The sequence below is a fragment of the Polynucleobacter sp. MWH-Creno-3A4 genome, from assembly GCF_018881885.1.
Lineage (GTDB): Bacteria > Pseudomonadota > Gammaproteobacteria > Burkholderiales > Burkholderiaceae > Polynucleobacter.
Genome location: NZ_JACXSA010000003.1, coordinates 25,521 through 44,019 on the forward strand (window position 1 = coordinate 25,521; position 18,499 = coordinate 44,019).

Annotated in this window: 26 protein-coding genes and 1 riboswitch; of the genes, 12 read left to right on the top strand and 14 right to left on the bottom strand. The window is 43.0% G+C overall.

What is annotated here, in order from left to right; genetic code table 11:
* Positions 1–137: 137 nt before the first annotated feature.
* The 4 genes from IEN92_RS08750 (at position 138) to IEN92_RS08765 (ending at position 4,281) form a co-directional block, all read left to right on the top strand.
* Positions 138–545, top strand: a complete 408-nt coding sequence (locus IEN92_RS08750; RefSeq protein ID WP_216162833.1) for a helix-turn-helix domain-containing protein — start codon at positions 138–140, stop codon at positions 543–545.
* Positions 542–2,896, top strand: a complete 2,355-nt coding sequence (locus IEN92_RS08755) for a VIT domain-containing protein (protein WP_216162835.1) — start codon at positions 542–544, stop codon at positions 2,894–2,896. Before IEN92_RS08750 ends, IEN92_RS08755 begins: the two co-directional genes overlap by 4 nt.
* Positions 2,897–3,212: 316 nt before the next feature.
* The gene (locus tag IEN92_RS08760) at positions 3,213–3,683 is read left to right on the top strand and encodes a hypothetical protein (RefSeq protein WP_216162838.1); all 471 of its coding nucleotides are present in this window, start codon (positions 3,213–3,215) and stop codon (positions 3,681–3,683) included.
* Positions 3,676–4,281 carry a hypothetical protein gene (locus IEN92_RS08765; protein ID WP_216162841.1) on the top strand — a complete coding sequence of 202 codons (606 nt, stop codon included), beginning with the start codon at positions 3,676–3,678 and terminating at the stop codon, positions 4,279–4,281. Before IEN92_RS08760 ends, IEN92_RS08765 begins: the two co-directional genes overlap by 8 nt.
* 9 nt (positions 4,282–4,290) lie before the next feature.
* Here the strand turns inward: IEN92_RS08765 and IEN92_RS08770 are convergent, their stop codons facing one another.
* Genes IEN92_RS08770 through IEN92_RS08780 form a run of 3 tightly spaced genes read right to left on the bottom strand, consistent with a single transcriptional unit; the run spans position 4,291 to position 6,806 of the window.
* On the bottom strand, positions 4,291–4,611 hold the full coding sequence (locus tag IEN92_RS08770) for a hypothetical protein (protein ID WP_216162845.1): 321 nt from the start codon (positions 4,609–4,611) through the stop codon (positions 4,291–4,293).
* Complete coding sequence (locus IEN92_RS08775) at positions 4,604–6,511, bottom strand: DUF3857 and transglutaminase domain-containing protein (RefSeq protein WP_216162848.1); 1,908 nt, start codon at positions 6,509–6,511, stop codon at positions 4,604–4,606. Before IEN92_RS08775 ends, IEN92_RS08770 begins: the two co-directional genes overlap by 8 nt.
* 7 nt (positions 6,512–6,518) lie before the next feature.
* Complete coding sequence (locus IEN92_RS08780) at positions 6,519–6,806, bottom strand: hypothetical protein (protein ID WP_215314942.1); 288 nt, start codon at positions 6,804–6,806, stop codon at positions 6,519–6,521.
* Between the two features lie 109 nt (positions 6,807–6,915).
* Here IEN92_RS08780 and IEN92_RS08785 point away from each other — a divergent pair, with 109 nt between their 5' ends.
* Genes IEN92_RS08785 through IEN92_RS08800 form a run of 4 tightly spaced genes read left to right on the top strand, consistent with a single transcriptional unit; the run spans position 6,916 to position 8,506 of the window.
* Positions 6,916–7,230, top strand: coding sequence for a hypothetical protein (locus tag IEN92_RS08785; protein ID WP_216162851.1), 315 nt, complete (start codon positions 6,916–6,918; stop codon positions 7,228–7,230).
* A 3-nt stretch (positions 7,231–7,233) separates the two neighbouring features.
* On the top strand, positions 7,234–7,536 hold the full coding sequence (locus IEN92_RS08790; RefSeq protein ID WP_216162854.1) for a hypothetical protein: 303 nt from the start codon (positions 7,234–7,236) through the stop codon (positions 7,534–7,536).
* Entirely contained in the window at positions 7,536–8,093 is a 558-nt protein-coding gene (locus tag IEN92_RS08795) for a hypothetical protein (RefSeq protein ID WP_216162857.1), read from the top strand. Before IEN92_RS08790 ends, IEN92_RS08795 begins: the two co-directional genes overlap by 1 nt.
* Complete coding sequence (locus IEN92_RS08800; RefSeq protein ID WP_216162860.1) at positions 8,090–8,506, top strand: HAD domain-containing protein; 417 nt, start codon at positions 8,090–8,092, stop codon at positions 8,504–8,506. The genes IEN92_RS08795 and IEN92_RS08800 overlap by 4 nt, the downstream gene beginning before the upstream one ends.
* Positions 8,507–8,519: 13 nt before the next feature.
* On the opposite strand, the gene IEN92_RS08805 is transcribed toward IEN92_RS08800, so the two are convergent.
* The 4 genes from IEN92_RS08805 to IEN92_RS08820 are packed head-to-tail and all read right to left on the bottom strand — an operon-like array spanning position 8,520 to position 10,112.
* Positions 8,520–8,927, bottom strand: coding sequence for a hypothetical protein (locus IEN92_RS08805; RefSeq protein ID WP_216162863.1), 408 nt, complete (start codon positions 8,925–8,927; stop codon positions 8,520–8,522).
* A 17-nt stretch (positions 8,928–8,944) separates the two neighbouring features.
* Complete coding sequence (locus IEN92_RS08810) at positions 8,945–9,244, bottom strand: hypothetical protein (RefSeq protein WP_216162866.1); 300 nt, start codon at positions 9,242–9,244, stop codon at positions 8,945–8,947.
* A gap of 43 nt (positions 9,245–9,287) precedes the next feature.
* Positions 9,288–9,755: a hypothetical protein gene (locus tag IEN92_RS08815; protein WP_216162868.1), complete on the bottom strand. Its 468-nt coding sequence runs from the start codon at positions 9,753–9,755 to the stop codon at positions 9,288–9,290.
* Positions 9,756–10,112: a hypothetical protein gene (locus tag IEN92_RS08820; protein WP_216162870.1), complete on the bottom strand. Its 357-nt coding sequence runs from the start codon at positions 10,110–10,112 to the stop codon at positions 9,756–9,758.
* Between the two features lie 306 nt (positions 10,113–10,418).
* On the opposite strand from IEN92_RS08820, the gene IEN92_RS08825 reads away from it, so the two are divergent.
* Positions 10,419–11,390 (top strand): YafY family protein, encoded by a 972-nt coding sequence (locus IEN92_RS08825; protein ID WP_216162873.1) that lies wholly within the window; start codon positions 10,419–10,421, stop codon positions 11,388–11,390.
* 14 nt (positions 11,391–11,404) lie between these two features.
* Positions 11,405–12,394 (top strand): tetratricopeptide repeat protein, encoded by a 990-nt coding sequence (locus IEN92_RS08830; protein WP_216162876.1) that lies wholly within the window; start codon positions 11,405–11,407, stop codon positions 12,392–12,394.
* Between the two features lie 4 nt (positions 12,395–12,398).
* Here the strand turns inward: IEN92_RS08830 and IEN92_RS08835 are convergent, their stop codons facing one another.
* From IEN92_RS08835 to IEN92_RS08865, 7 genes are all read right to left on the bottom strand, one after another.
* The gene (locus IEN92_RS08835) at positions 12,399–12,851 is read right to left on the bottom strand and encodes a hypothetical protein (RefSeq protein ID WP_216162879.1); all 453 of its coding nucleotides are present in this window, start codon (positions 12,849–12,851) and stop codon (positions 12,399–12,401) included.
* Entirely contained in the window at positions 12,841–13,329 is a 489-nt protein-coding gene (locus tag IEN92_RS08840) for a hypothetical protein (RefSeq protein WP_216162883.1), read from the bottom strand. Before IEN92_RS08840 ends, IEN92_RS08835 begins: the two co-directional genes overlap by 11 nt.
* Positions 13,319–13,594, bottom strand: coding sequence for a hypothetical protein (locus IEN92_RS08845; RefSeq protein ID WP_216162886.1), 276 nt, complete (start codon positions 13,592–13,594; stop codon positions 13,319–13,321). Before IEN92_RS08845 ends, IEN92_RS08840 begins: the two co-directional genes overlap by 11 nt.
* A gap of 89 nt (positions 13,595–13,683) precedes the next feature.
* On the bottom strand, positions 13,684–14,046 hold the full coding sequence (locus IEN92_RS08850) for a hypothetical protein (protein WP_215340631.1): 363 nt from the start codon (positions 14,044–14,046) through the stop codon (positions 13,684–13,686).
* Between the two features lie 112 nt (positions 14,047–14,158).
* A riboswitch (SAM-I-IV-variant riboswitch) is annotated at positions 14,159–14,256 on the bottom strand.
* Between the two features lie 34 nt (positions 14,257–14,290).
* Positions 14,291–15,742, bottom strand: coding sequence for a DUF2779 domain-containing protein (locus tag IEN92_RS08930; protein WP_255539828.1), 1,452 nt, complete (start codon positions 15,740–15,742; stop codon positions 14,291–14,293).
* 5 nt (positions 15,743–15,747) lie between these two features.
* Positions 15,748–16,293, bottom strand: a complete 546-nt coding sequence (locus IEN92_RS08860; protein WP_216162900.1) for an HD domain-containing protein — start codon at positions 16,291–16,293, stop codon at positions 15,748–15,750.
* A gap of 108 nt (positions 16,294–16,401) precedes the next feature.
* On the bottom strand, positions 16,402–17,547 hold the full coding sequence (locus IEN92_RS08865; protein ID WP_216162889.1) for a hypothetical protein: 1,146 nt from the start codon (positions 17,545–17,547) through the stop codon (positions 16,402–16,404).
* A gap of 110 nt (positions 17,548–17,657) precedes the next feature.
* Between IEN92_RS08865 and IEN92_RS08870 the strand changes: the two genes are divergently transcribed.
* Both IEN92_RS08870 and IEN92_RS08875 read left to right on the top strand, forming a co-directional pair.
* Positions 17,658–18,020 carry a hypothetical protein gene (locus IEN92_RS08870; RefSeq protein WP_216162892.1) on the top strand — a complete coding sequence of 121 codons (363 nt, stop codon included), beginning with the start codon at positions 17,658–17,660 and terminating at the stop codon, positions 18,018–18,020.
* Positions 18,021–18,056: 36 nt separating this feature from the next.
* Entirely contained in the window at positions 18,057–18,323 is a 267-nt protein-coding gene (locus IEN92_RS08875; protein WP_216162895.1) for a hypothetical protein, read from the top strand.
* The last annotated feature ends 176 nt before the right edge of the window (positions 18,324–18,499 follow it).

Consider the following 18,499-nt stretch of genomic DNA (forward strand, 5'->3'; position numbering starts at 1 on the left):
CAAAAAATTAGGCTTTTATATGCTCAGATTAGACTTTCAATGGCTCACAAGTTGATCCATCAATGGTTTATTTGGTCTTTTTAGAATTATTTTATATTTACAGTTAATTTTTACAGTAATAGTGTTAATATAAATCCATGGAAGATAAAAAATACACCTTTGAGGAGCTTTGCGCCCTATCAGGCCTTAGTTCCAGGACTTTACGGTATTACATCCAAATAGGCCTGGTAGATAAGCCAATAGGACAAACCCGGGCAGCTCATTATGTGAGCTCCCACCTTGAGAAGATCCTTCGTATCAAGCAGCTGTCTGAATCTGGGATATCGCTTGAACGAATTCGTGAAGTGCTATCCGGTGAACCCCTTGCCCTGCCTGAAAGGTCTAAGAGACCAGGCCATGTGGAAGTGCGAAGCCACCTTTGGGTAGCGGATGGCATTGAGCTGCAGGTATCACCAGAAACAGCTGAAATTAGCCCTGAGCAATTACGCCAATTTTTAAAAGGCGTAATGCAGGCATATGAACAAGTGAAAAAGGATTCGCAATGATTGAATTGGATGAAGTGGTTGGTTTAAATACTGATGATGGCGAGCAAATGGCGTTGCAATCTGTTAGCGCAAAAGGCAAGGTACAAGGTCTCCTATTGGAGATGACTATTCGCCAGCAGTATAAAAACACCACCAAGAAAACCTTAGAGACTGTTTATACCTTCCCTATGGGTTGGGGTGCTACCTTCATGGATTTAAGTGTTGAGATGGGTGGTAAGCGCTTAAGCGGCGTCGTAACTGAGAAGAAAGAAGCTGAAGAGCAGTATGAAAAGGCTATCAGCAAAGGCGATGCGCCAATCATGCTCGAGAAAAATTCTGATGGACTTTATACCGTCAACTTAGGCAGTCTCAAGCCCAAAGAAGAAGCTGTTATTGAATATACCTATTCTCAATTACTGAGATTTGAAGAAGGTCATGTAAGACTAACCCTTCCGACTACTATTGCTCCACGTTATGGCGATAGTAGCCAAGGTGGCATTAAAAAGCATCATGGTGTTGAGACAGATTTCTTAGTTGAATATCCATTCTCACTCTCCCTACTCCTTAGTGGTGGCATGGAAAAAGCGACAGTTGAGTGCCCTTCTCACCAAGTGCAAGTAACAACAAATGAAAAGGGTCTTGAGGTAGGTTTGGCGCGCTCTGGTTTCTTGGATCGTGATTTCATTCTTAATCTAAGCAAACTCGAAAATGAGTCTTTCTTTATTGTGACTCCCGATAAGCAAATGGGTCCTGAAGGCTGCACAGTATTAGCTAGCTTTTGCCCTCCCGCACTAGCCAATCAAAAAGAGCTTAGTGCTGATATTAAGATTTTGGTTGATTGTTCAGGCTCTATGGCAGGAGATAGCATTGAATCAGCTAAAAGAGCTTTACATCATGTTTTAAGTAACCTACGAGAGGATGACCGTTTTAGCTACTCCCTATTTGGTAGCAAGGTCAAACATGAATTCTCTAGCCTTAAGCCAGTCAATCAATTCAATATTGGCACCGCCTCATTATTGGTAAGCAATACTGAAGCAAATATGGGCGGCACAGAAATTGAAGACGCCCTACTATCTACCTTCAAATTAAAAGGTACTGAGAAAAAGGCAGACGTCTTACTTATTACCGATGGTGAAGTTTGGGATACCTCAAATATCATTACCGCAGCCAAGAATTCAGGTCATCGCATATTTGCCGTTGGTGTGGGTACCTCTCCCGCCGAAACATTGCTACGCGAATTGGCTGAGATGACTGGGGGCGCCTGTGAGTTAGTCTCCCCTAAGGAGGATATTGAAAAAGCGATTGTGCGGATGTTTAATCGCATTCATCTACCAAGAGCTAAAGAGATTGAGATCAATTGGGGAACAAATGAGACCCCAGAATGGACTGTTGGAACTAACACTGCCATTTTCAGCGGCAATACTCATCACGTATTTGCGGGATTCAAAAGCCTTCCAAACAAGCCTGCACACTTAAGCTATCAACTTGGGGCTAGCTCAGAACGAATTGGTGTTGGCGCGAACTCAATTACTCAAGCGAATGACGGGAATCTTGCTCGCTTAGGCGCATCACAAAGATTAAGCGCACTAACCGAAGAAAAACAACTTTCTTTAGCGCTGGAATATCAGCTTATAACTGAGCAAACTAATTGTATTTTGGTGCACGTAAGAAGTGCCGAGGAAAAAGCCAGTGATATGCCCGAGCTACAAAAGATTGCGCAGATGCAAGCTGCTGGTTGGGGTGGCGCAGGTACAGTTCATGAAACAGTGCTGCACTGCATGGCCCCTATGCAAGATAGTATCCAGTATTCCATGTCCTCGGTTAGCGCTTGTAGCAGCTCTTCTAGCGATGCTGATTACAGCCAATATGATTTACCGAGAGTATTTAGATCAAGCCGAGAAAGCATTCCAGCCCCTACTCTTGGCTCCTCGTATGACTCTAAGACTAAGCTTGATAGAGGCGATGATTATTACGAAATACCTGCGTTCTTAAGAAGTCGGGCCGAAAATGAACAGGCTACTCCAGCTAAGGTAGTTTCTCTATTGCCACAGGATATTGCATCTATTGCAAACCATGATCTGCAAAATAGGAATCAAATCTCTTCATTTGTGAAGTCGGTAGAGGGCCACCTATTAAGCGATGAGCTGAAATATGCCCTCGATAAGCTTCAAGAGTCTATGAGTAGCGAGCAGGCCTGGACCATCGTAATGTCTTGGATCTTATTTAAATTGTCTGATGCCATTACTTGGAATGAAAAAACAAAAGAGACCATTGAGTTATTGGTGAATGAATTGGATCCAAAACTTTTTAATACCGGCTTAGATGTAGTTAACCGAGTTTTTGATTTGCTCAAGCCCAAATTTTGGGGGTAATGGTTTTGCTGTATGTTGGGTAGTGCTAGGTTGTTGATTTAGTTGATTGTTGGATATTTATAGCGGCCAAGAGGATCAGGTATGAGTGCCTTAAAGCCGGAAGACATTGTCTTTTCATTGAAAAAACCATATCTACTTGTGCACTCTAATGCTCCAATTTACTTGGGGCGACCTTTCGGGTGCGAGCAAGCTGACAGCCGGGAAAGACCGGCATTTTCTTTTTAAAAAATATTTCAGATCTAAGTAAAGGAATATTCAGTAGCGCAGTCTATGAGCTACAAACTCCTTATAAATGAATCACTATTTTGGAGGATTCATGACGGCGCAAGTATCTGAAAGGCTTATCTATGGTGGGAAAGAAATCCCCCTGTTTAGCAACCCACTCTCGCTTTATCTGAAACAGACAGGCATTTCATTTGTTTCTCCTCACACTGCAAATTGGCGCGGTTATGTAGGAACTTGGGAAATTATCGAAACAGCAGGAGTTGAACGTCTGTATCTTGTTCAACTATCGGCGCATAAGACCTATGAAGAGATTATCGGTCTATCAGACGTCTTCCCCGGATACGAGAAGATCTTTGCACATTGGTTCAATGGCGAATTACGATGTCCCCAAGGTGAACTTCTTAACTACGTTCACGGTGGTTATGCCAGCACCTATGAATACGATCTTTTAATGGAATTTAAGCAAGGTGTTTTGGTAAAGCGCACCGCGAGACATAATGAACCGCCCCCTAAAAAAGATGAGAAGGACTATCCGCCCTTTCTGAGGAGGGGTAATGCTTAATTCACTTCTATCCTGGAGACCGGAAGCTTGGATTGATTACCTTCTTCTATACATGGCACCTGGCATATTCATGGGGGGTTACCTTTTAGTGAAGGCATTTCAAGACAGGCCCTCTGACTTTGCCAAAGGTCTCATGAAGGTTATGGGAAAGGAAATTACCCTAGTTGATCAACTCAAAGGGTGCGGAGTCTATTGCTTTGCATTGCTATGTGTCTTGATTGGGTGGCCCGGATTTCTCATTTGGTTTGTCAAAGACAAAAAAGATGGGGTTGCCAGACAAGAATGGCAAGCAAAGCCTGATTTTGAATGTGCTCCTGAGTACCTCATCGCCAAGGTAAATCCAGTTGACGCAGAAATCACTAGCTACGTATCAGATCCACTGAGTACCGTTCCAGCCGTGCCTTTTGGACACCTAAATAAAGCTTGGGGGAATTTCCTCTCCAATATGCTGGACCAAGAGGACGAACTTTGGTCCTTTCACATACCAAAAGGTAGTAAAACTGGTAAGCATCAGAGGGAATGTAAATCAGAGATTCGCGGATTTGCTAAGGTGCGAGATGGCAAGATATTGGCTGAATTTATTACAGAGGGAAATTAGTAAGCAGTGTCATGCGCCATCCCAGGCCGAAGAACTTGGGGGCTCGGCACCCACATACCATTGAGCCTCAGAAAATGAGTACAGCATTTTGCAGAATGCTTCACTAAGCTCAGGCTTGCTACTAAAGACATATTCAATTTGCTCAATTACTCTTGCTCTTTTTTGCGCATCTGACGTAAATGCCCATCCAGCAAGTATTAGCGGTGCAAGCTTGCGACCGGGGCCGTTCATACCAATAATTTCTGAGAGCGCCATCCACTCCTGCGGATTGGGACAAATTCTTCCTTTGGAAGATACATAAACAATAGCAAGCTCTTTATCGTTACTCATAAAAAATCTGTCCTCGCATATCTTTAATAAAGACTTGATAGAAAGCCTTCCAGTTCTGTAACTCTTCTGGCTTGCAGACTGCTCCTGGTCTTTGTATTGCTAGCTTTCTGATAACAAAGATATTGTTCTTTACTTCGTTATAGGTAGCTTCATACTCAATGCCACCCTTCTTATAACTAACATTAGGTGGAATACGCGTTACCTTGGTGTTGTTAGGAAATCTGATCTGATAGGACTCCCCCACCATTCTGGTAGAACAAACGTATGGCACGGTGAACTTCTCTGGCGGTCTATCGTTAGCAATAGCAGCCAACTCTCCAGGCGCCAAGCCAATAGGCACTGTCATTGCGCCAGGTCCAGGGACATTCGCAATAGCGTCTAAGGTGAACTCAGTATCGGTTGTAAAAGGCTTATCTAGGTCATAGACATAACTCGTGGTGATCTTGCCTTCGCCCGTTTGCCTAAATTTAGCCAACTGGTTTTTAACTAGCTTTTCTGAGTAAGTAGTTTCGGCACCCTCATATTTATAGCGAGCACTGATTGCTGCGCTTCCAAAGTACATTGTGTGAGCCTTACCTGTAATACGCCCATCTTTCTCTATCTGCATAGAGATACCAGTAGCCATCTCGCTATCCTCCTTCTTCGGCTTAGGTGTGCGCCCTACCTTTGCTAATTTAGTAAGCAGTACAGGCTTATCCAGCTCATCTGAGGGCAACGTGCCGTAACTTGCCATCTCATCCGTAGAGTCTAGAAATAGATTCCAGGCTGGGATATAGGTGATGACATGATTAAACGGTCCCAGGACTGGGTATTTGGGGAGTACATAGGCATTGCCTGAGTTAATTAATGCACTGGTGGCATCAATGCCCTTTGCCGCCAATAACGTAATCAAGAGTGCATTGTGATCTTTACAGTCACCATAGCGGTTTTTCAGCACGCTATTGGCATCGTGTGGCACGATGCCACCATCAGCAAGATAAATGGCAACATAACGAATGTTTCTGGCTACCCAGTGATAGATCGCCTTGGCCTGTTCTTTTTTGAGGTCGAGTTTTGGATCATTTTGAACCTTCTTCTCAAGCCCTTTAGTGATCTCGTCAGCTTGCTTCTGAATTTCCGGGGTGATGATGAATTTATCTTTAATGCGATCTTCATACGCCTTAGCAAAAGCCTCTTGACTTGGGAAGCTTGAAATATAAATATGAGGAGCATAGTCGTTACTAGAGACCTGGTATGGCTCTTTTTTCTTCATCTTGAGGTTTTGATAGGTGTAGCTCACATGACGTACGCCATTAACCACTTCATCTTTCGTTTGTTTAACGTCTTTAATGTCGGTATAGAGTTTTAAGTCTTCTGGATAACTGAGGTTGTACTCATAAGACTTCACCTCCACATTAGGTGAGAAGATCAACCTAGTATAGAAATAGCCTGGCAATAGAGGCTTATAGGTAGTGAGCTTAGTCTTGTAATAGGTCTTTGAGCCTGGCGTTACTTTTGGAAAGATGATGATCTTGTGTTTTTGATCTGAGAACATGGCTGCACCCGAGCTATTGTCATCCTCAACTGTGCGAATGGCATTGGCTGCTACCGGGATCTTCTCTCCCTTAGGGGTGATTGTGTAAGCTTCAAGCACTTCTAACTTAGATAGCGTGGAGTTATATGGCAAGTCGGCTTGTGATTCTGAATCAACCACTAACTGCGATTTCACCAAGGTAGTGAGTTCATCAATCTCTACTACCGTGCCATCGGCCTGAATAGTTTCTGTGATGACAGCTTTTTCAATTGCAGTTAGGGACTCGAGCTCACCTCTGCCTGCGCTGGTTATGCCAACATTGGCGAGTAATAAGAATCCGAATAGGACTGCCGCAAGACCACTAATTGATTGAATTGCAAATTTCATAATAGTTTTAGCGCTTTACGTAGGATTGAATGTAGGCTTTGCGCATGGTTATATCGCTGACCATTGGCATACCAGCATGTTGCAGAACGATCGCAGAGGGTTCTTGCATCATTGCCTTGTATGGTGAATAAAGATTACCTTTTGAATCCCTAAGTTTGAACTTGGGTAAACCTAAAATCTTTGCGGTATCCACATAGGCGGCAACTGCCAATGGCCTTGATAAAGGCACAGTGGATTGCCCGGTTGGAGAAACCTGCAGTGGCATGAAGGTAACGAATACAAGGGTACTTAGCATGGGCTCTTTATGAAATTTGTTAGTTTTTTCATTTTCTTGAGCTACTAGCTCATTAGGTGATCTTGTGGGTTTTTATTCTGGATCCATTGAAACTTTTTGGGAACTCCCCATGAAATACCTCATCACCCTACTTTTGATTGCCCAAGCGGTTCTTTTGGTGCGCGGAGCTTCTGCCCAGGCTATTTATGGTCCGACTGGTGAATACCGCGGCTATAGCCAAACATCGCCAAGTGGCGTAACTAATGTCTATAACGCTACCGGTCAGAATGTTCAGTCGTTTCAGACCGATAACGGGCAAACTAATTTTTATAGTCCTCAGGGCGCGTACCAAGGAACATCTACAACCCCTATTTATGCAAGCCCTAATACATCGATAAATACTCCACGCCAAGCACCTCAGGCGCCTTCAGCGAAAGGTTGGTAAGCAATGAAACGGTTACTTTTTATTGGCGCCCATCTTATCTCCAGCCTCAGCTATGCCCAGGTAACTAGTTGGGAAAACTCACCCTTCAATTACAACAATAGCCAGTACAACTACAACAACAGTTCGTATAACTACAATAACTCCCCATATAACTACAACAACAGTCAGTACAACTACAACGCCAATAACGGGGTGTATGACAACAGCGGCAACCGTATTGGGTATGAGACCCAATCTCCGACAGGCGTGACTAATGTCTTTGATAACAACGGAAATCGGATTGGCTACTCGCCCAGCAAAAGATAATGATTGCAGAAATGATCATCGATACCGAGGAGTTTCTGGCGGTATTGAAACGATTAAAGCCCAGAAATACGACGAAGGCTTCTTTAGCTGAAGAGCTTTATATTGCGCTCTTTAATGGCGAGGCCATCTTCTGCGTAAGAGGAGTCCAAACAAGATGCTTGGTTGAGAAAGCAATCAATTGGAGAGGCTATATTGAAGTCAATTCTGGGGTTGTACTTTCATTCTTAGCTGCAAGGCCTGCGGGGCCAACCATAAAGCTTAGTGTTCGAGGTGATGTATTTCAGATAGAAAACATTAAAGTGCCCTGCAAGACCATGCAATCCCCAGAGTGGATTACTGCTATGAGTTTTGAGGCGCACTTACATGATGATCCGAAAGCCAAACCACACACCATCAACCTTTACTGCCCCAAATGTGGAAAAAAACGTGGGGAGTTTTTTAAACAAAAGATTGTTAAGCAAAGAGAACTGGGTGATCCACCACCCCCAAAGTATCCAAGCTCAAGAAGGTGCGCTGCTTGTAGGCACGAATGGCTAGAATTTGCTGACGTATTATGAATAAATTACTCTTCTTAGATTTTGATGGGGTACTTCATCCAACCCACTTCGCTGGTGAAGACCCTTTCAATAGGGTTCATATGCTTGAGGAAGTTCTTGAAGGATCAAATATTAGAATTGTCATTTCTTCGAGCTGGCGCTTTACACATAGCCTTGAAAAGCTACAGAAACTATTACCAAGCTCAATCTCCAGTCTTGTTATTGGCGTTACTGGATCGCCAGTCATTGGCAAACATCCACGCTATCAGGAGATTGTGAATTTTTTACAATCTCATGGAGTTAGTAACTGGAAGGCCTTAGACGACTCCTATTGGGAATTCCCAACTCCTTGCCCAGAACTCATTCGCTGCAACCCAAATACCGGAATCTCAGAAAAGCAGATCCAGGAATTGAGTCAATGGATGCTTTCCTAACAACCGGTTATTGTCAGTAAGTATTCCACCCGCCAGCCCCATTGGGCAGAGTCTGTATGAGGTTTCCATTAGGTGTGTAGGTGTTGTAACCGCCCGCACCACTGGGCAATGTTTGAGTCACTCCTCCATTGGGTCCATACGTGTTGTAACCTCCTGCGCCATTGGGCAAAGTTTGAGTTAATTGTCCATTTGGTGAATAGGTGTTGTAACCACCGGCGCCGTTAGGTAATGTCTGTGTCAACTGCCCATTTGGACCATAAGAGTTGTAACCGCCAGCCCCATTAGGCAATGTCTGAGTGAGTGCCCCGTTGCGACCATAGGTGTTATAGCCGCCCGCTCCATTTGGTAATGTCTGAATAGGTTGAGCGAAACCAATGTTGCTTGCAGCGCTTAATACAGCAAGGATGATTAATTTTTTCATTATTTTTTCTTCAGTTATTAGAGCGCCATTGGCTCTAGATTAGGTTCGGGCTCATAGTCCTCAAACTCAAAACGCATTTGCCCAGACAAAGGGGTAAGGCATCGCAAGAATCGATCTGGAACCAAACCCACTTTCTCATGCCTCAACTCCCCTTTTTTGGGTAGGTGATAACAAATCGTATGGCCCTGAGCCAATACTTGTACGCGCCAGATTGGCATGACCTCTATATCAAAGCCCGGCCAACGCATCAAGCCCATAGGCTCAATCACCTTCACAATCAAGCCGCGATTAACCGAGAACTTGCTATCGGTAATCATAGCGATACAACCTAGTTCACAACGTAAATGAATGTGTCCGTTTCTAGACATTCTTTAACCTTTTAAATTCAATATATTCATACTCGGTATGCTCTTCAAGAGTCTGCCCGATCAGGTCTATGACTTCATCTCTTAGAAAAAAACGTTTGACTCTATTTTTGTCTCGGATGAAGCCGTCTTTAAGTATTAGCCTGGGATATCTAAACCCATTGTGGGTATAACTATCAGTCCAGACCTTAGGCGAGTAGACCTCGCTAATACCCGAATGGATTAAAAGGCAGTAGTCAAAATAATTTTTATCGCTATCTGCGCGAGCGTTGCTATAGCTATTAATCGTGTCAGCAAAGTCATCATTTAAAACAAATTCATATGAGCAATCCCATTTAATTGCACGCTTATCCAATATCTCCTGCTGCCGAGTAGTCCATGGGCCGCCAAAGTACAGCGCAATTGGTCTGCGATAGATCTTCTCGTCCTCTGGGATGGCGTGGTGTATTACAGGTTTTTCCAATTACTCAACGCCCTCTAAACAGTCTTGCTCATATAACTCTATTTGCAACTGCTCTGACTCGGAGAATTCTTCTAAAAGATATCCTTGCGGTGGAGTCAAGCGCCTAAGGTAAATATCTGGAGCTGGCCCTGAGGTATATGCCTCAATACCGTCTTCGCCTTCATAAAATAGTGCGCCACCTTCAGTGGCTACTTCTACATTCCAGGTGTAAAGCGGTTCGCTATACCCTTGCCATTCTTGAAATCCGCCGGACGAAACAATGCGCACAATATTGCCGAGGTTTTCAGGAATCTTGCAGTTCACAGTGATGGCTAAATCACCTACCGCACAATTAAGTTTTGAGAGTGGTTCGCTCATCTTCTTCTCCTGTATTGGGCGCGTACCTTCTCTCGCTCTACAAATAGGAGGTGACCAAAGATACCTTGGCTACACACTAAAAAGAGGCCAAATAGAAACCACAGCGCTAGGCTCAGACTAAGCCCATTCGATGAAGCGGCCCAACTCAAAAACATAAAGAAAATACCGATAAATTTGATCATTTTGAACTCCCTACAGATTAAGCATTTAGCTGTGTATAGGTAGATTAATTACTTGCTAGCTCATTAAATGAGCCTTAAACTGATTAAAGTTATAAAAACAATAAATGTCCTATTTGGAGCCTTGATGAGTGATTTAGAACGTCTACACCGCATTAAGTACATGATTCAGCAGCGTAAATGCGTCCCCAGGGAGGATTTCTTAGATGAGCTAGAGATCTCCCCCGCCACCTTTAAGCGTGACCTTGAGTACCTGCGTAGCCGTTTAAAGGCCTCTATCGTTTATGACCGATTCATGGGAGGCTATAAGTTCGAGAATCCAGATCAATTAGACAAGATAGAAATGCCTGGGCTTTGGTTCTCTGAAAAAGAGGCTACTGCCCTTGTATTGATGCAGCACCTACTTTCATCACTTGATCAAGGTGGCTTGATTGGTCCACACATTGAACCACTCACAGCCATTATTGATGGCATCTTGGGTCAAAGCGAAACTTCAGCCAAGGAGCTGCGTAAACGTATTAAGGTTATCGGTCTTGGCTCTCGCAAGAACTCTATTGAAAACTTCTCCGAGATTGGCGCTGCCCTTCTTAAACGTAATCGCCTTGAAATTAACTATTACTCAAAGGGTAAAGGCGAAGATACCAAGCGAGAGATATCTCCCCAGCGACTTATCTACTACCGCGAGAATTGGTATCTCGACGCTTACTGCCATATGCGCAATGATTTGCGTAGCTTTGCTATTGATGGCATTAGAAGCGCTGTATTAACAAATAAGAAGACTCAAGAAGTGGCCGAAAAGGATTGTCATGATCACTTTGCCGAGAGTTATGGCATCTTTTCAGGTAAAGCCACCCAAAGGGCGAAGTTACGCTTTACGCCTGAGCATGCTCGCTGGGTAGCTGGCGAGCACTGGCATGGACAGCAAGTGGGCAGCTTTGATAAAGAAGGCTATTACAACCTTGAATTTGATTACAACCAAGATCCCGAGTTGATCATGGATATTTTGAAGCATGGCTCTGGTGTTGAAGTCATCAGCCCCGCAAGCCTAAAAAATAAAGTTAAAAATGAATTGCTGAAATCAATTCAACTCTATAACTAGATAAAGAGAGAGTCATGGAAGAACTTAGATTGGATGATGATTCAGCAAGGCACTCTGCAGCACTAAGGCACCGACTTAAGGAGCCTCTTGCTACAGTATTGACGCAATATTTTAACGAGGAGAAAATACAACCAGATTGGTCTGCTGTTACTTTAGCCCAAATCCAAGAGTTAGTTGACACCTTAAATATTGCGAATATCAGCAAATGGCATGCTTTACTCATGGTTGAAACTCTAATAGCTAATCCAGATTTACCATTTAACTCTGAATTAGAGGTTGCCGGCTTAGAGGTTGCTTCAAAAAAAGGCTCTCTTTCTGCAATGCTTGAACTGGCTGATTACTATCTGCAGGGGATCAGAGTAGAAAAAGATGTAATCAAAGCAATTAACTACCTAGAGCAATCTGCTGAAAAAAAATCAGCTGCTGCATTAAATAAATTAGCGCAAATATATACTTATGGGCTTGGCGTTCCCATTAATTACGATAAAGCATTTCGTTATTACAAATTATCAGCCGAACTAGGAGACAAATACGGGCAGTATGGCCTGGCCTTTGCACTTAAAAATGGGTGGGGCACTGAAAAAAATTCATCCGCAGAAATCTTCTGGACGATTCTTTCTGCCGAGCAAGGATTCGATCAAGCTCAACATGATATGGGATGGAATTACCATATGAATGATGATTTTGGAATCGACTATAAGCTCGCACTTTTTTGGTACAAACTTGCCGCAGCACAGGGCTTCATGGATTCCATTAACAATATTGGCGAACTTTATTTAAATGGAAATGGCGTAGATAAAGATCTTGTCGAGGCTTACCAATGGTTTAGCATAGCCGCGATGAATGGGGACAAAGACGCCGCTACTTCCGTATCGGATATTGAAAACGAGATTACCGAGGATGAGAAGAAAATAGCGCTAACTGCAAAATCGAATTGGTTAAACCTACACCCTTTGGCTGACAAAAAAATCATTGAAAGCATTAGCACTAAATTGAGAAGATAGAGCTCTAACCATCACTGCCATTTTTTATATGTGAGTGCCTCATATTTTCGTAACATTCTTTGCAATAATACTTATCAGAAAACCTAAATGCCTGCATTCCTAGCTTTTTAGTACACCAATAGCAATATAGATTGGTTGAGGGAATGAATGCCCTCTCTGATAAGTTTGGCAAATCGCCAAGTGCGACTTCAATCGGCTTTGGTTGGGCTTTCGCAAATACATACTTCCAGGCCTTGCTAATAAGTTTGTATTTGAAGATGCAATAGATTGCTAGGATTCCCGCTATAAAGCTAATCGTCAATATCCAATTTTCGGCAATCCATGCCAGCATCGCCAAAACGACCATATAGGCAATATAGATACCCAGTAATGCCAATAGATAAGGCCAGATTGCGGCCAGTATCAAGACAGAAATAATTGTCCCAATGATCCCTCCAGAATCATTGTTATCTGACATGGGATTTCCTTGGTGCCTGCGTACTCCAGTCATAGGCAAGATCGATAAAAAGTGAAGCTTCCTGCGAAAGAAATTGTGGAGAGGGAAAGATACCAACCCTTCCTAAATCTAATCGATCGGCATCCCAGCAAGTTTGAATTGTTCTATTGGTTGAAACCTCTCCACCAGAATGGTGCTGCATCGCATAGCAAAGCGCATCTAGTTGCTTTGGGGTTAACTGGTAAAAGTCTCCATGGATGCCATGAGCAAATTCTGCCGCCCGCTCTCCATGCTTAGGATCTCTACCATCATTAAAGCGACAACTGTCATGCAAGAAGCCAAAGAGCTCTACTACCAATAAATCGGCCTTACGGATTTGACCGATATTTTTCCCATGGTTGAGTACCCGCGCCCAATGATTGGCCCCATGTATGCCCTGCCAATCAAGCTTGAATTCGCTTTTAATTAGCGCAATTAAACCCGATCGATCAAAGTCCATCGAAATCCTCGCTATGAAGATATCTATCAATCTTTAAGTGCAACTTTAGTGCGGTAGAGAAGTAATACAACTTTGGATTGGCCTTTATGTAGCGATACTCCTGCTCAGTAATTCTTAAGCTAACCCCTCTAGCCCAGTAGTAGTAGGATCCCTGATCTTCTATAGCAATCCCAACATATTCATACTCGGATAATTTTTGAGGTCTTAGTTCTCTTGGAAAACCATTTTTTTGCAACTGCTCTATTTGTATTAACTGAATATTCATTTACCTCTCCTCTTTAGCCAATTCAACGAATGTCTGGGCTTGGCAATTCGGTTTAAATCCGCCCCTTAAACACTTGCTACTCGGTTCGCTTAGTGGATAACAGCCTCCACTACCTCAGGCTTTCCCTCAGGATTCTTTTTTTGGTTCGTCACCAAAAACTCCTTTGTTTCTAGTGCAACGAGTAAATATGCATCTGTTGCAGCTCTAAAAGCCTCATGACCATCCTCTTTGCTAAAGATGTAGGTAAGGCTATAGATCAAGTTGTCACCATCCTCGCCATCAACGGTAATCGTATTGACTTCATCGTTATCCACAACACGCAGCCCTCTTGTAAATTCTGGCTTATCCCCATCAACCCAGCTCATATCGAGACGATCAATATCAAACCTGAGGCTACGAAAGAGATTGTTTATAGTGAATCGGGCACCGCCTAAGTATGTGTAATCGCGCATAAGACCTCCAATTAATTGATTCATGTCTACAAACAAATTATCAAGACTGGAAGGCTCAAATATTGAGCTAGAGAAGCTTTTGCTCAATAAAAAACCCACCAAAATAGGTGGGTTTGTCGCTTTTGATTACCCACTCGGGGTCTCATCTTTTTAGCACCTTACTGCGTTAGCAGGTTGCTGTGGCGACAAAGCCATCTCTTGATGTAGATTGAATTATGCAGACTTTTGATTCATTGTGTCAAGATCAATCAGCGCTCCAGGCCCTAACAATTTTGAGCATAGCGATAGTATCTTGCTCGCAATACTTGAGCATTGCACGCCTTACTACTTCTTTTCGCTCTGGAGTGGTTTGGCTATGGATAGCTTCTTTATATGCCTCTTGTGCCATTGTCCCATCACTAACCTCTAGATTTGCATAGTCCAATTCAGGTGCGATTGTTGGCAAAACATCTTTGATTGACCAAGAGCCCTTCATATCAGGATGGTAGTAATAATTACGCGCTATTGGCAGCAAATCAAAGAAGCGCTCAGGAATAGCCAATAGCTCTGAAGCGAGATGCGGAAAGGCTAAGGCCAACTCTTTAATACGCGCGCCCTCAAATCCAGCGTTGTAAACAATTACAGGTCCATCTTTAGAGACAGCCTCTATCAATGTTTTTGCAAACATTTCCCGAGGGTCATTTCCTGAAAGATCTAAAAATTCTTTATGAGTCATTGATCCATCGGACTGCTCAATATGGCATGACCACTGAAATGGGAGTTGCATATAAGGACGAGTACCTGCCCAGATTGGAATAGCAAAACCTATTGTTTCAAAATCGAGGTAGTAGCGAGGATATGGCAAAGCCTGTATTTGTTTAATAGCCTCAGACTCCAGAATAGCCTGGCCACGGAGGGTAGCCGCATGCACTTTGAGATGTTTGGGGTTACTCAAACGCTCGACTGGCACATCACGCAAATCTATGTATCCTTCATTTCTCAACTCTAATGCAATTGCTTTTCCATAAGGCAGTATTTCTACTGGGTATTCAACGCCCTCTTCGGGCGGAGAGCAATAGCTAATAAAGTCACACGTAAATGGATCCATACATTGCTCACCTGGCGCAATCGTTGGCTCAACCGTTAAGGCTAAGGTTTTTTCGGCAGCATCAACCCAAGATTGCACTTGAGACATATTCGGCTTTACCTGGTTTGATAAATCGGTCTCAGCAAATAAACCTTGGTAATTTCCATCGCCTTGATAGATAAATTTATTGTTGATATAAGCTAGGGCCATGCTCGTTGGAGAACAACCTGACTTCTCCATGACCCAACTTTGAACTGTTACATCATCAACATGGTAGCTTTTCACGCCAGTAGAAGATTTAACCTCCACTAGGCGATATCCATCTTTTTCAGGGAAGAGTAAATCTGCGCGAATCATGACATTCTCTTCAAAGAAAGCGCCTTCGAAGATTGTTTGGCGTTTCGTTACAGCCTCTTTAGTTTGGGCGATAGCCTCTACTCGATTAAGAGTCTCTATAAAAACTCCGCCTGGATAATTCTGGCGAGCAATATCTCCGACTTTGTTGCCCTCATCAAATCTAACCTGGGTTGCTGCGCTAATTTGGATAAGATCAGGCCGATTTATTTGCAGCCATAGGCGTTTAGGGCACTGGCGGTGGGCAATGATCTTTGACTTACTCAGACTTGCCATGAGTGTTACTTACCTATCTCAGTTTGATACTCGGCCCTGCCTTTTTCAAGTAAAGCATCAAATACTTTCTCTAACTTGGAGTTCGACCCTCTAATTCCAGCAACCACAGCAGCTGCCCATTCAAAGTATTCCTGCTTCCTGTTGGTATCCCAACCACTAGGGGGAGAGGACAAGATATCTCGCAAATTACAGATTTTGTCAGCCAACTTAACTAACTTTGCCTCATGAGAGGAATGAGCGGCATGGGCAATTTGTTGTAACTTACGCTCTGCTTTAGGCAAGGCTTTATCGTCCGTTACCTCTAAAACGATTGAGGATACGTTTTTTCCGAATGTTTTAGTTAACTCTTCAGCCGTAGTTTCAGTATCTTCAATAGTGTCATGCAATAAGGCAGCACATAGGACATCCCAATTTAGAACCCCGCCCTCGTTTACGAGAACATCGACTAGTGAAATAGGGTGATTGATATAAGGCGATGCCTCAACATCCTTGCGACGTTGATCTCGATGCTTGGTTGCAGAAAACGCAAGTGCAGTGACGAATTGATTAATCATGATTCTTTCATTCTATAAGACGAATGAAATACTCCTAGAGATGAATTTAAGGGGCCTATAAATAGAGAGTGCCACAGCAAAGGCTCACGATTTGAGCCTTACATCCTATTTCAAATGAAAACGCTCTACCCATCGCCCCACCCTCTTAATTGACATGTTGCGCGGATCAGTTGAGTTCACCTGATGAATGGCCCACGCACGCCATTTTTTGTAGCCAGGAATCTCTTTGCTCGCAGATTCAACCTTCTTATCTAGAGCATCAATTAATTCCTGAATTTTTTCAGCCCTTCTAATGTCCTTTAAGGCTTGACTCATTAATCTCAAACGATTTTCAATTATTCGATCAGCCTCCTGCTTGCGGCGAAGTGTAGCCTTAGCCTTTCTTTCTGCAATATTCGCAATTGCTTCATTTTTCTTATCAACTTGACGTTGATATAACCATTCGATATTACTTCTCTTACGCTCCTCAATATCCATCAATAGCTCAATAGCGAGGTCTCTTAGGATTTCCGGAGTGATATCTACATATTCTCGATAGTCTTTGTTCTCCGACATTCGATCTTGGTCGCTTGTCCAACTAAAGCCGTAAGCCTTTCCGGGGGAACTCTTCCTGCGATAAAAGTGATTGCCATCATCAAAGCAAACGAATCTAAAGTAGTGGTAACTACCATCCATGTCGACGCTCATAGATTGCGTTCTAGAGCCGTGAACTTTTATCCTGAACCCCAACTTCTCGAAGTAAGTAAAGAAACTATTAAGTGCTAACAACAGTCTTAGCCCTGCAGGATGTTGATACCTAGGCTTATAAAAGCAGTATTTTTCTTTTGCGATATCGGCGTCGTAGCCCAATAATCTCTCAGTAATTGGATGGGGCTTGCTAATGCTTTTGGGAATAGGGATTAAGGGAACGAGAGCCTCAATCTTCAACCTCACCTCATCAATCGTTTCATCGAATTTTGGAGGAGGTGGCAACTCCATTTGAGCCAACTCATCATCCGTTTTCTCTGGTTCGTCGAAATAACCATAGCGACTACGAGAACCCCCGCCTATATGGAGAAATTGAGATTGGAATGGATACAACGCTGGTAACTCAGTCTTAATGACTTTCTTGCCATTTGCCAACTTTGCCCAATATCCGAGGCCAGGCGTGGGCACTTTTGCTGCTTTACAGATCTTTCTTAAGCCAACATCAGATAACTCAAATTCTTCCGCAAGCTGCGTCATTGGCTTTGACCATACTAAGTCATACATTTCCTGTCTGGTTAGCGTTCTGGGTGTCATATTAGCCTTTCAATTCAAAATTAGCATTTAGATTTATGCTTAAATTGTACGAACAGACACGATATTTTTAGGAAGAAGAAATGCTTAAGGTAATTATTAATTGTGAAGCATGGGACTCGGCTGAATTTGAAGAGTGGAAATCCTCGATCGGAAGTCTTACAGCCATGGATATCACCGAGGACACAAAAAATTTAGATAACATGAGTAAACAACTTGAACGTTGCTGGCCATGGCCCGAGAGCATTGAATACCTCTACGATGTAAGCAATCGCGAGACAATTATCCTTACGTTTAATTCAGCCAAAGACTGGGATGAATGTAAAAATTCTCCAGAATTCGAAGATGCCTTAGATTTTGAAAGCTTAGACTTTTTTACCTATTTAAATGTAGAAATTTGCAAAGTAGTAAAAAAGGTTACAAAGGGGTCTCCAGGCATTTATTAGTACTGAGTACTACCCTTCTGAATATGGGATTTTTTTATGGACAAAGATGATTTAGGAAATGTTGAATTTGTCGGCAAGGTGAAGACGCAAACCTTTAAGCAATTCCAATTGGAACGTCTAATTAAAGAAGGCAAAGTAATTCCAGCCTCAAAATTGGCTGAAGCAAAGGCACTTGAATTGCAACGTATTCGAGACTTTGAGGCATCCGTAGAGGATGAAGAAAGAAACCTTAAGTCAGCCACCATGGCCCCAAAAGATAAGTTGTTAAACCTTCCCCTTACAAGGGAAAGATTTGAGGATTGATTGCTAATACTTGAATTGAGTCCGTTTGGCTTATCTACGCAAAAATACTAAATCAAGCAATGTTTTGCTGGTGGGTAGGCTGGTGGGTAGAGTCTTTTACAGAAAAAGAAAAAGCCCCGGTTAAGGGGCTAAGTCTTTGTTGTATAAAGCAAAAAGCAGAAAGTTTGCCAAAGTTA

Coding starts and splice junctions, on each gene's coding strand:
- IEN92_RS08750 (WP_216162833.1), top strand. CDS start 138: ATGGAAGATAAAAAATACACCTTTGAGGAGCTTTGCGCCCTATCAGGC.
- IEN92_RS08755 (WP_216162835.1), top strand. CDS start 542: ATGATTGAATTGGATGAAGTGGTTGGTTTAAATACTGATGATGGCGAG.
- IEN92_RS08760 (WP_216162838.1), top strand. CDS start 3,213: ATGACGGCGCAAGTATCTGAAAGGCTTATCTATGGTGGGAAAGAAATC.
- IEN92_RS08765 (WP_216162841.1), top strand. CDS start 3,676: ATGCTTAATTCACTTCTATCCTGGAGACCGGAAGCTTGGATTGATTAC.
- IEN92_RS08770 (WP_216162845.1), bottom strand. CDS start 4,611: ATGAGTAACGATAAAGAGCTTGCTATTGTTTATGTATCTTCCAAAGGA.
- IEN92_RS08775 (WP_216162848.1), bottom strand. CDS start 6,511: ATGAAATTTGCAATTCAATCAATTAGTGGTCTTGCGGCAGTCCTATTC.
- IEN92_RS08780 (WP_215314942.1), bottom strand. CDS start 6,806: ATGCTAAGTACCCTTGTATTCGTTACCTTCATGCCACTGCAGGTTTCT.
- IEN92_RS08785 (WP_216162851.1), top strand. CDS start 6,916: ATGAAATACCTCATCACCCTACTTTTGATTGCCCAAGCGGTTCTTTTG.
- IEN92_RS08790 (WP_216162854.1), top strand. CDS start 7,234: ATGAAACGGTTACTTTTTATTGGCGCCCATCTTATCTCCAGCCTCAGC.
- IEN92_RS08795 (WP_216162857.1), top strand. CDS start 7,536: ATGATTGCAGAAATGATCATCGATACCGAGGAGTTTCTGGCGGTATTG.
- IEN92_RS08800 (WP_216162860.1), top strand. CDS start 8,090: ATGAATAAATTACTCTTCTTAGATTTTGATGGGGTACTTCATCCAACC.
- IEN92_RS08805 (WP_216162863.1), bottom strand. CDS start 8,927: ATGAAAAAATTAATCATCCTTGCTGTATTAAGCGCTGCAAGCAACATT.
- IEN92_RS08810 (WP_216162866.1), bottom strand. CDS start 9,244: ATGATTACCGATAGCAAGTTCTCGGTTAATCGCGGCTTGATTGTGAAG.
- IEN92_RS08820 (WP_216162870.1), bottom strand. CDS start 10,112: ATGAGCGAACCACTCTCAAAACTTAATTGTGCGGTAGGTGATTTAGCC.
- IEN92_RS08825 (WP_216162873.1), top strand. CDS start 10,419: ATGAGTGATTTAGAACGTCTACACCGCATTAAGTACATGATTCAGCAG.
- IEN92_RS08830 (WP_216162876.1), top strand. CDS start 11,405: ATGGAAGAACTTAGATTGGATGATGATTCAGCAAGGCACTCTGCAGCA.
- IEN92_RS08835 (WP_216162879.1), bottom strand. CDS start 12,851: ATGTCAGATAACAATGATTCTGGAGGGATCATTGGGACAATTATTTCT.
- IEN92_RS08840 (WP_216162883.1), bottom strand. CDS start 13,329: ATGGACTTTGATCGATCGGGTTTAATTGCGCTAATTAAAAGCGAATTC.
- IEN92_RS08845 (WP_216162886.1), bottom strand. CDS start 13,594: ATGAATATTCAGTTAATACAAATAGAGCAGTTGCAAAAAAATGGTTTT.
- IEN92_RS08850 (WP_215340631.1), bottom strand. CDS start 14,046: ATGCGCGATTACACATACTTAGGCGGTGCCCGATTCACTATAAACAAT.
- IEN92_RS08930 (WP_255539828.1), bottom strand. CDS start 15,742: ATGGCAAGTCTGAGTAAGTCAAAGATCATTGCCCACCGCCAGTGCCCT.
- IEN92_RS08865 (WP_216162889.1), bottom strand. CDS start 17,547: ATGTATGACTTAGTATGGTCAAAGCCAATGACGCAGCTTGCGGAAGAA.
- IEN92_RS08870 (WP_216162892.1), top strand. CDS start 17,658: ATGCTTAAGGTAATTATTAATTGTGAAGCATGGGACTCGGCTGAATTT.
- IEN92_RS08875 (WP_216162895.1), top strand. CDS start 18,057: ATGGACAAAGATGATTTAGGAAATGTTGAATTTGTCGGCAAGGTGAAG.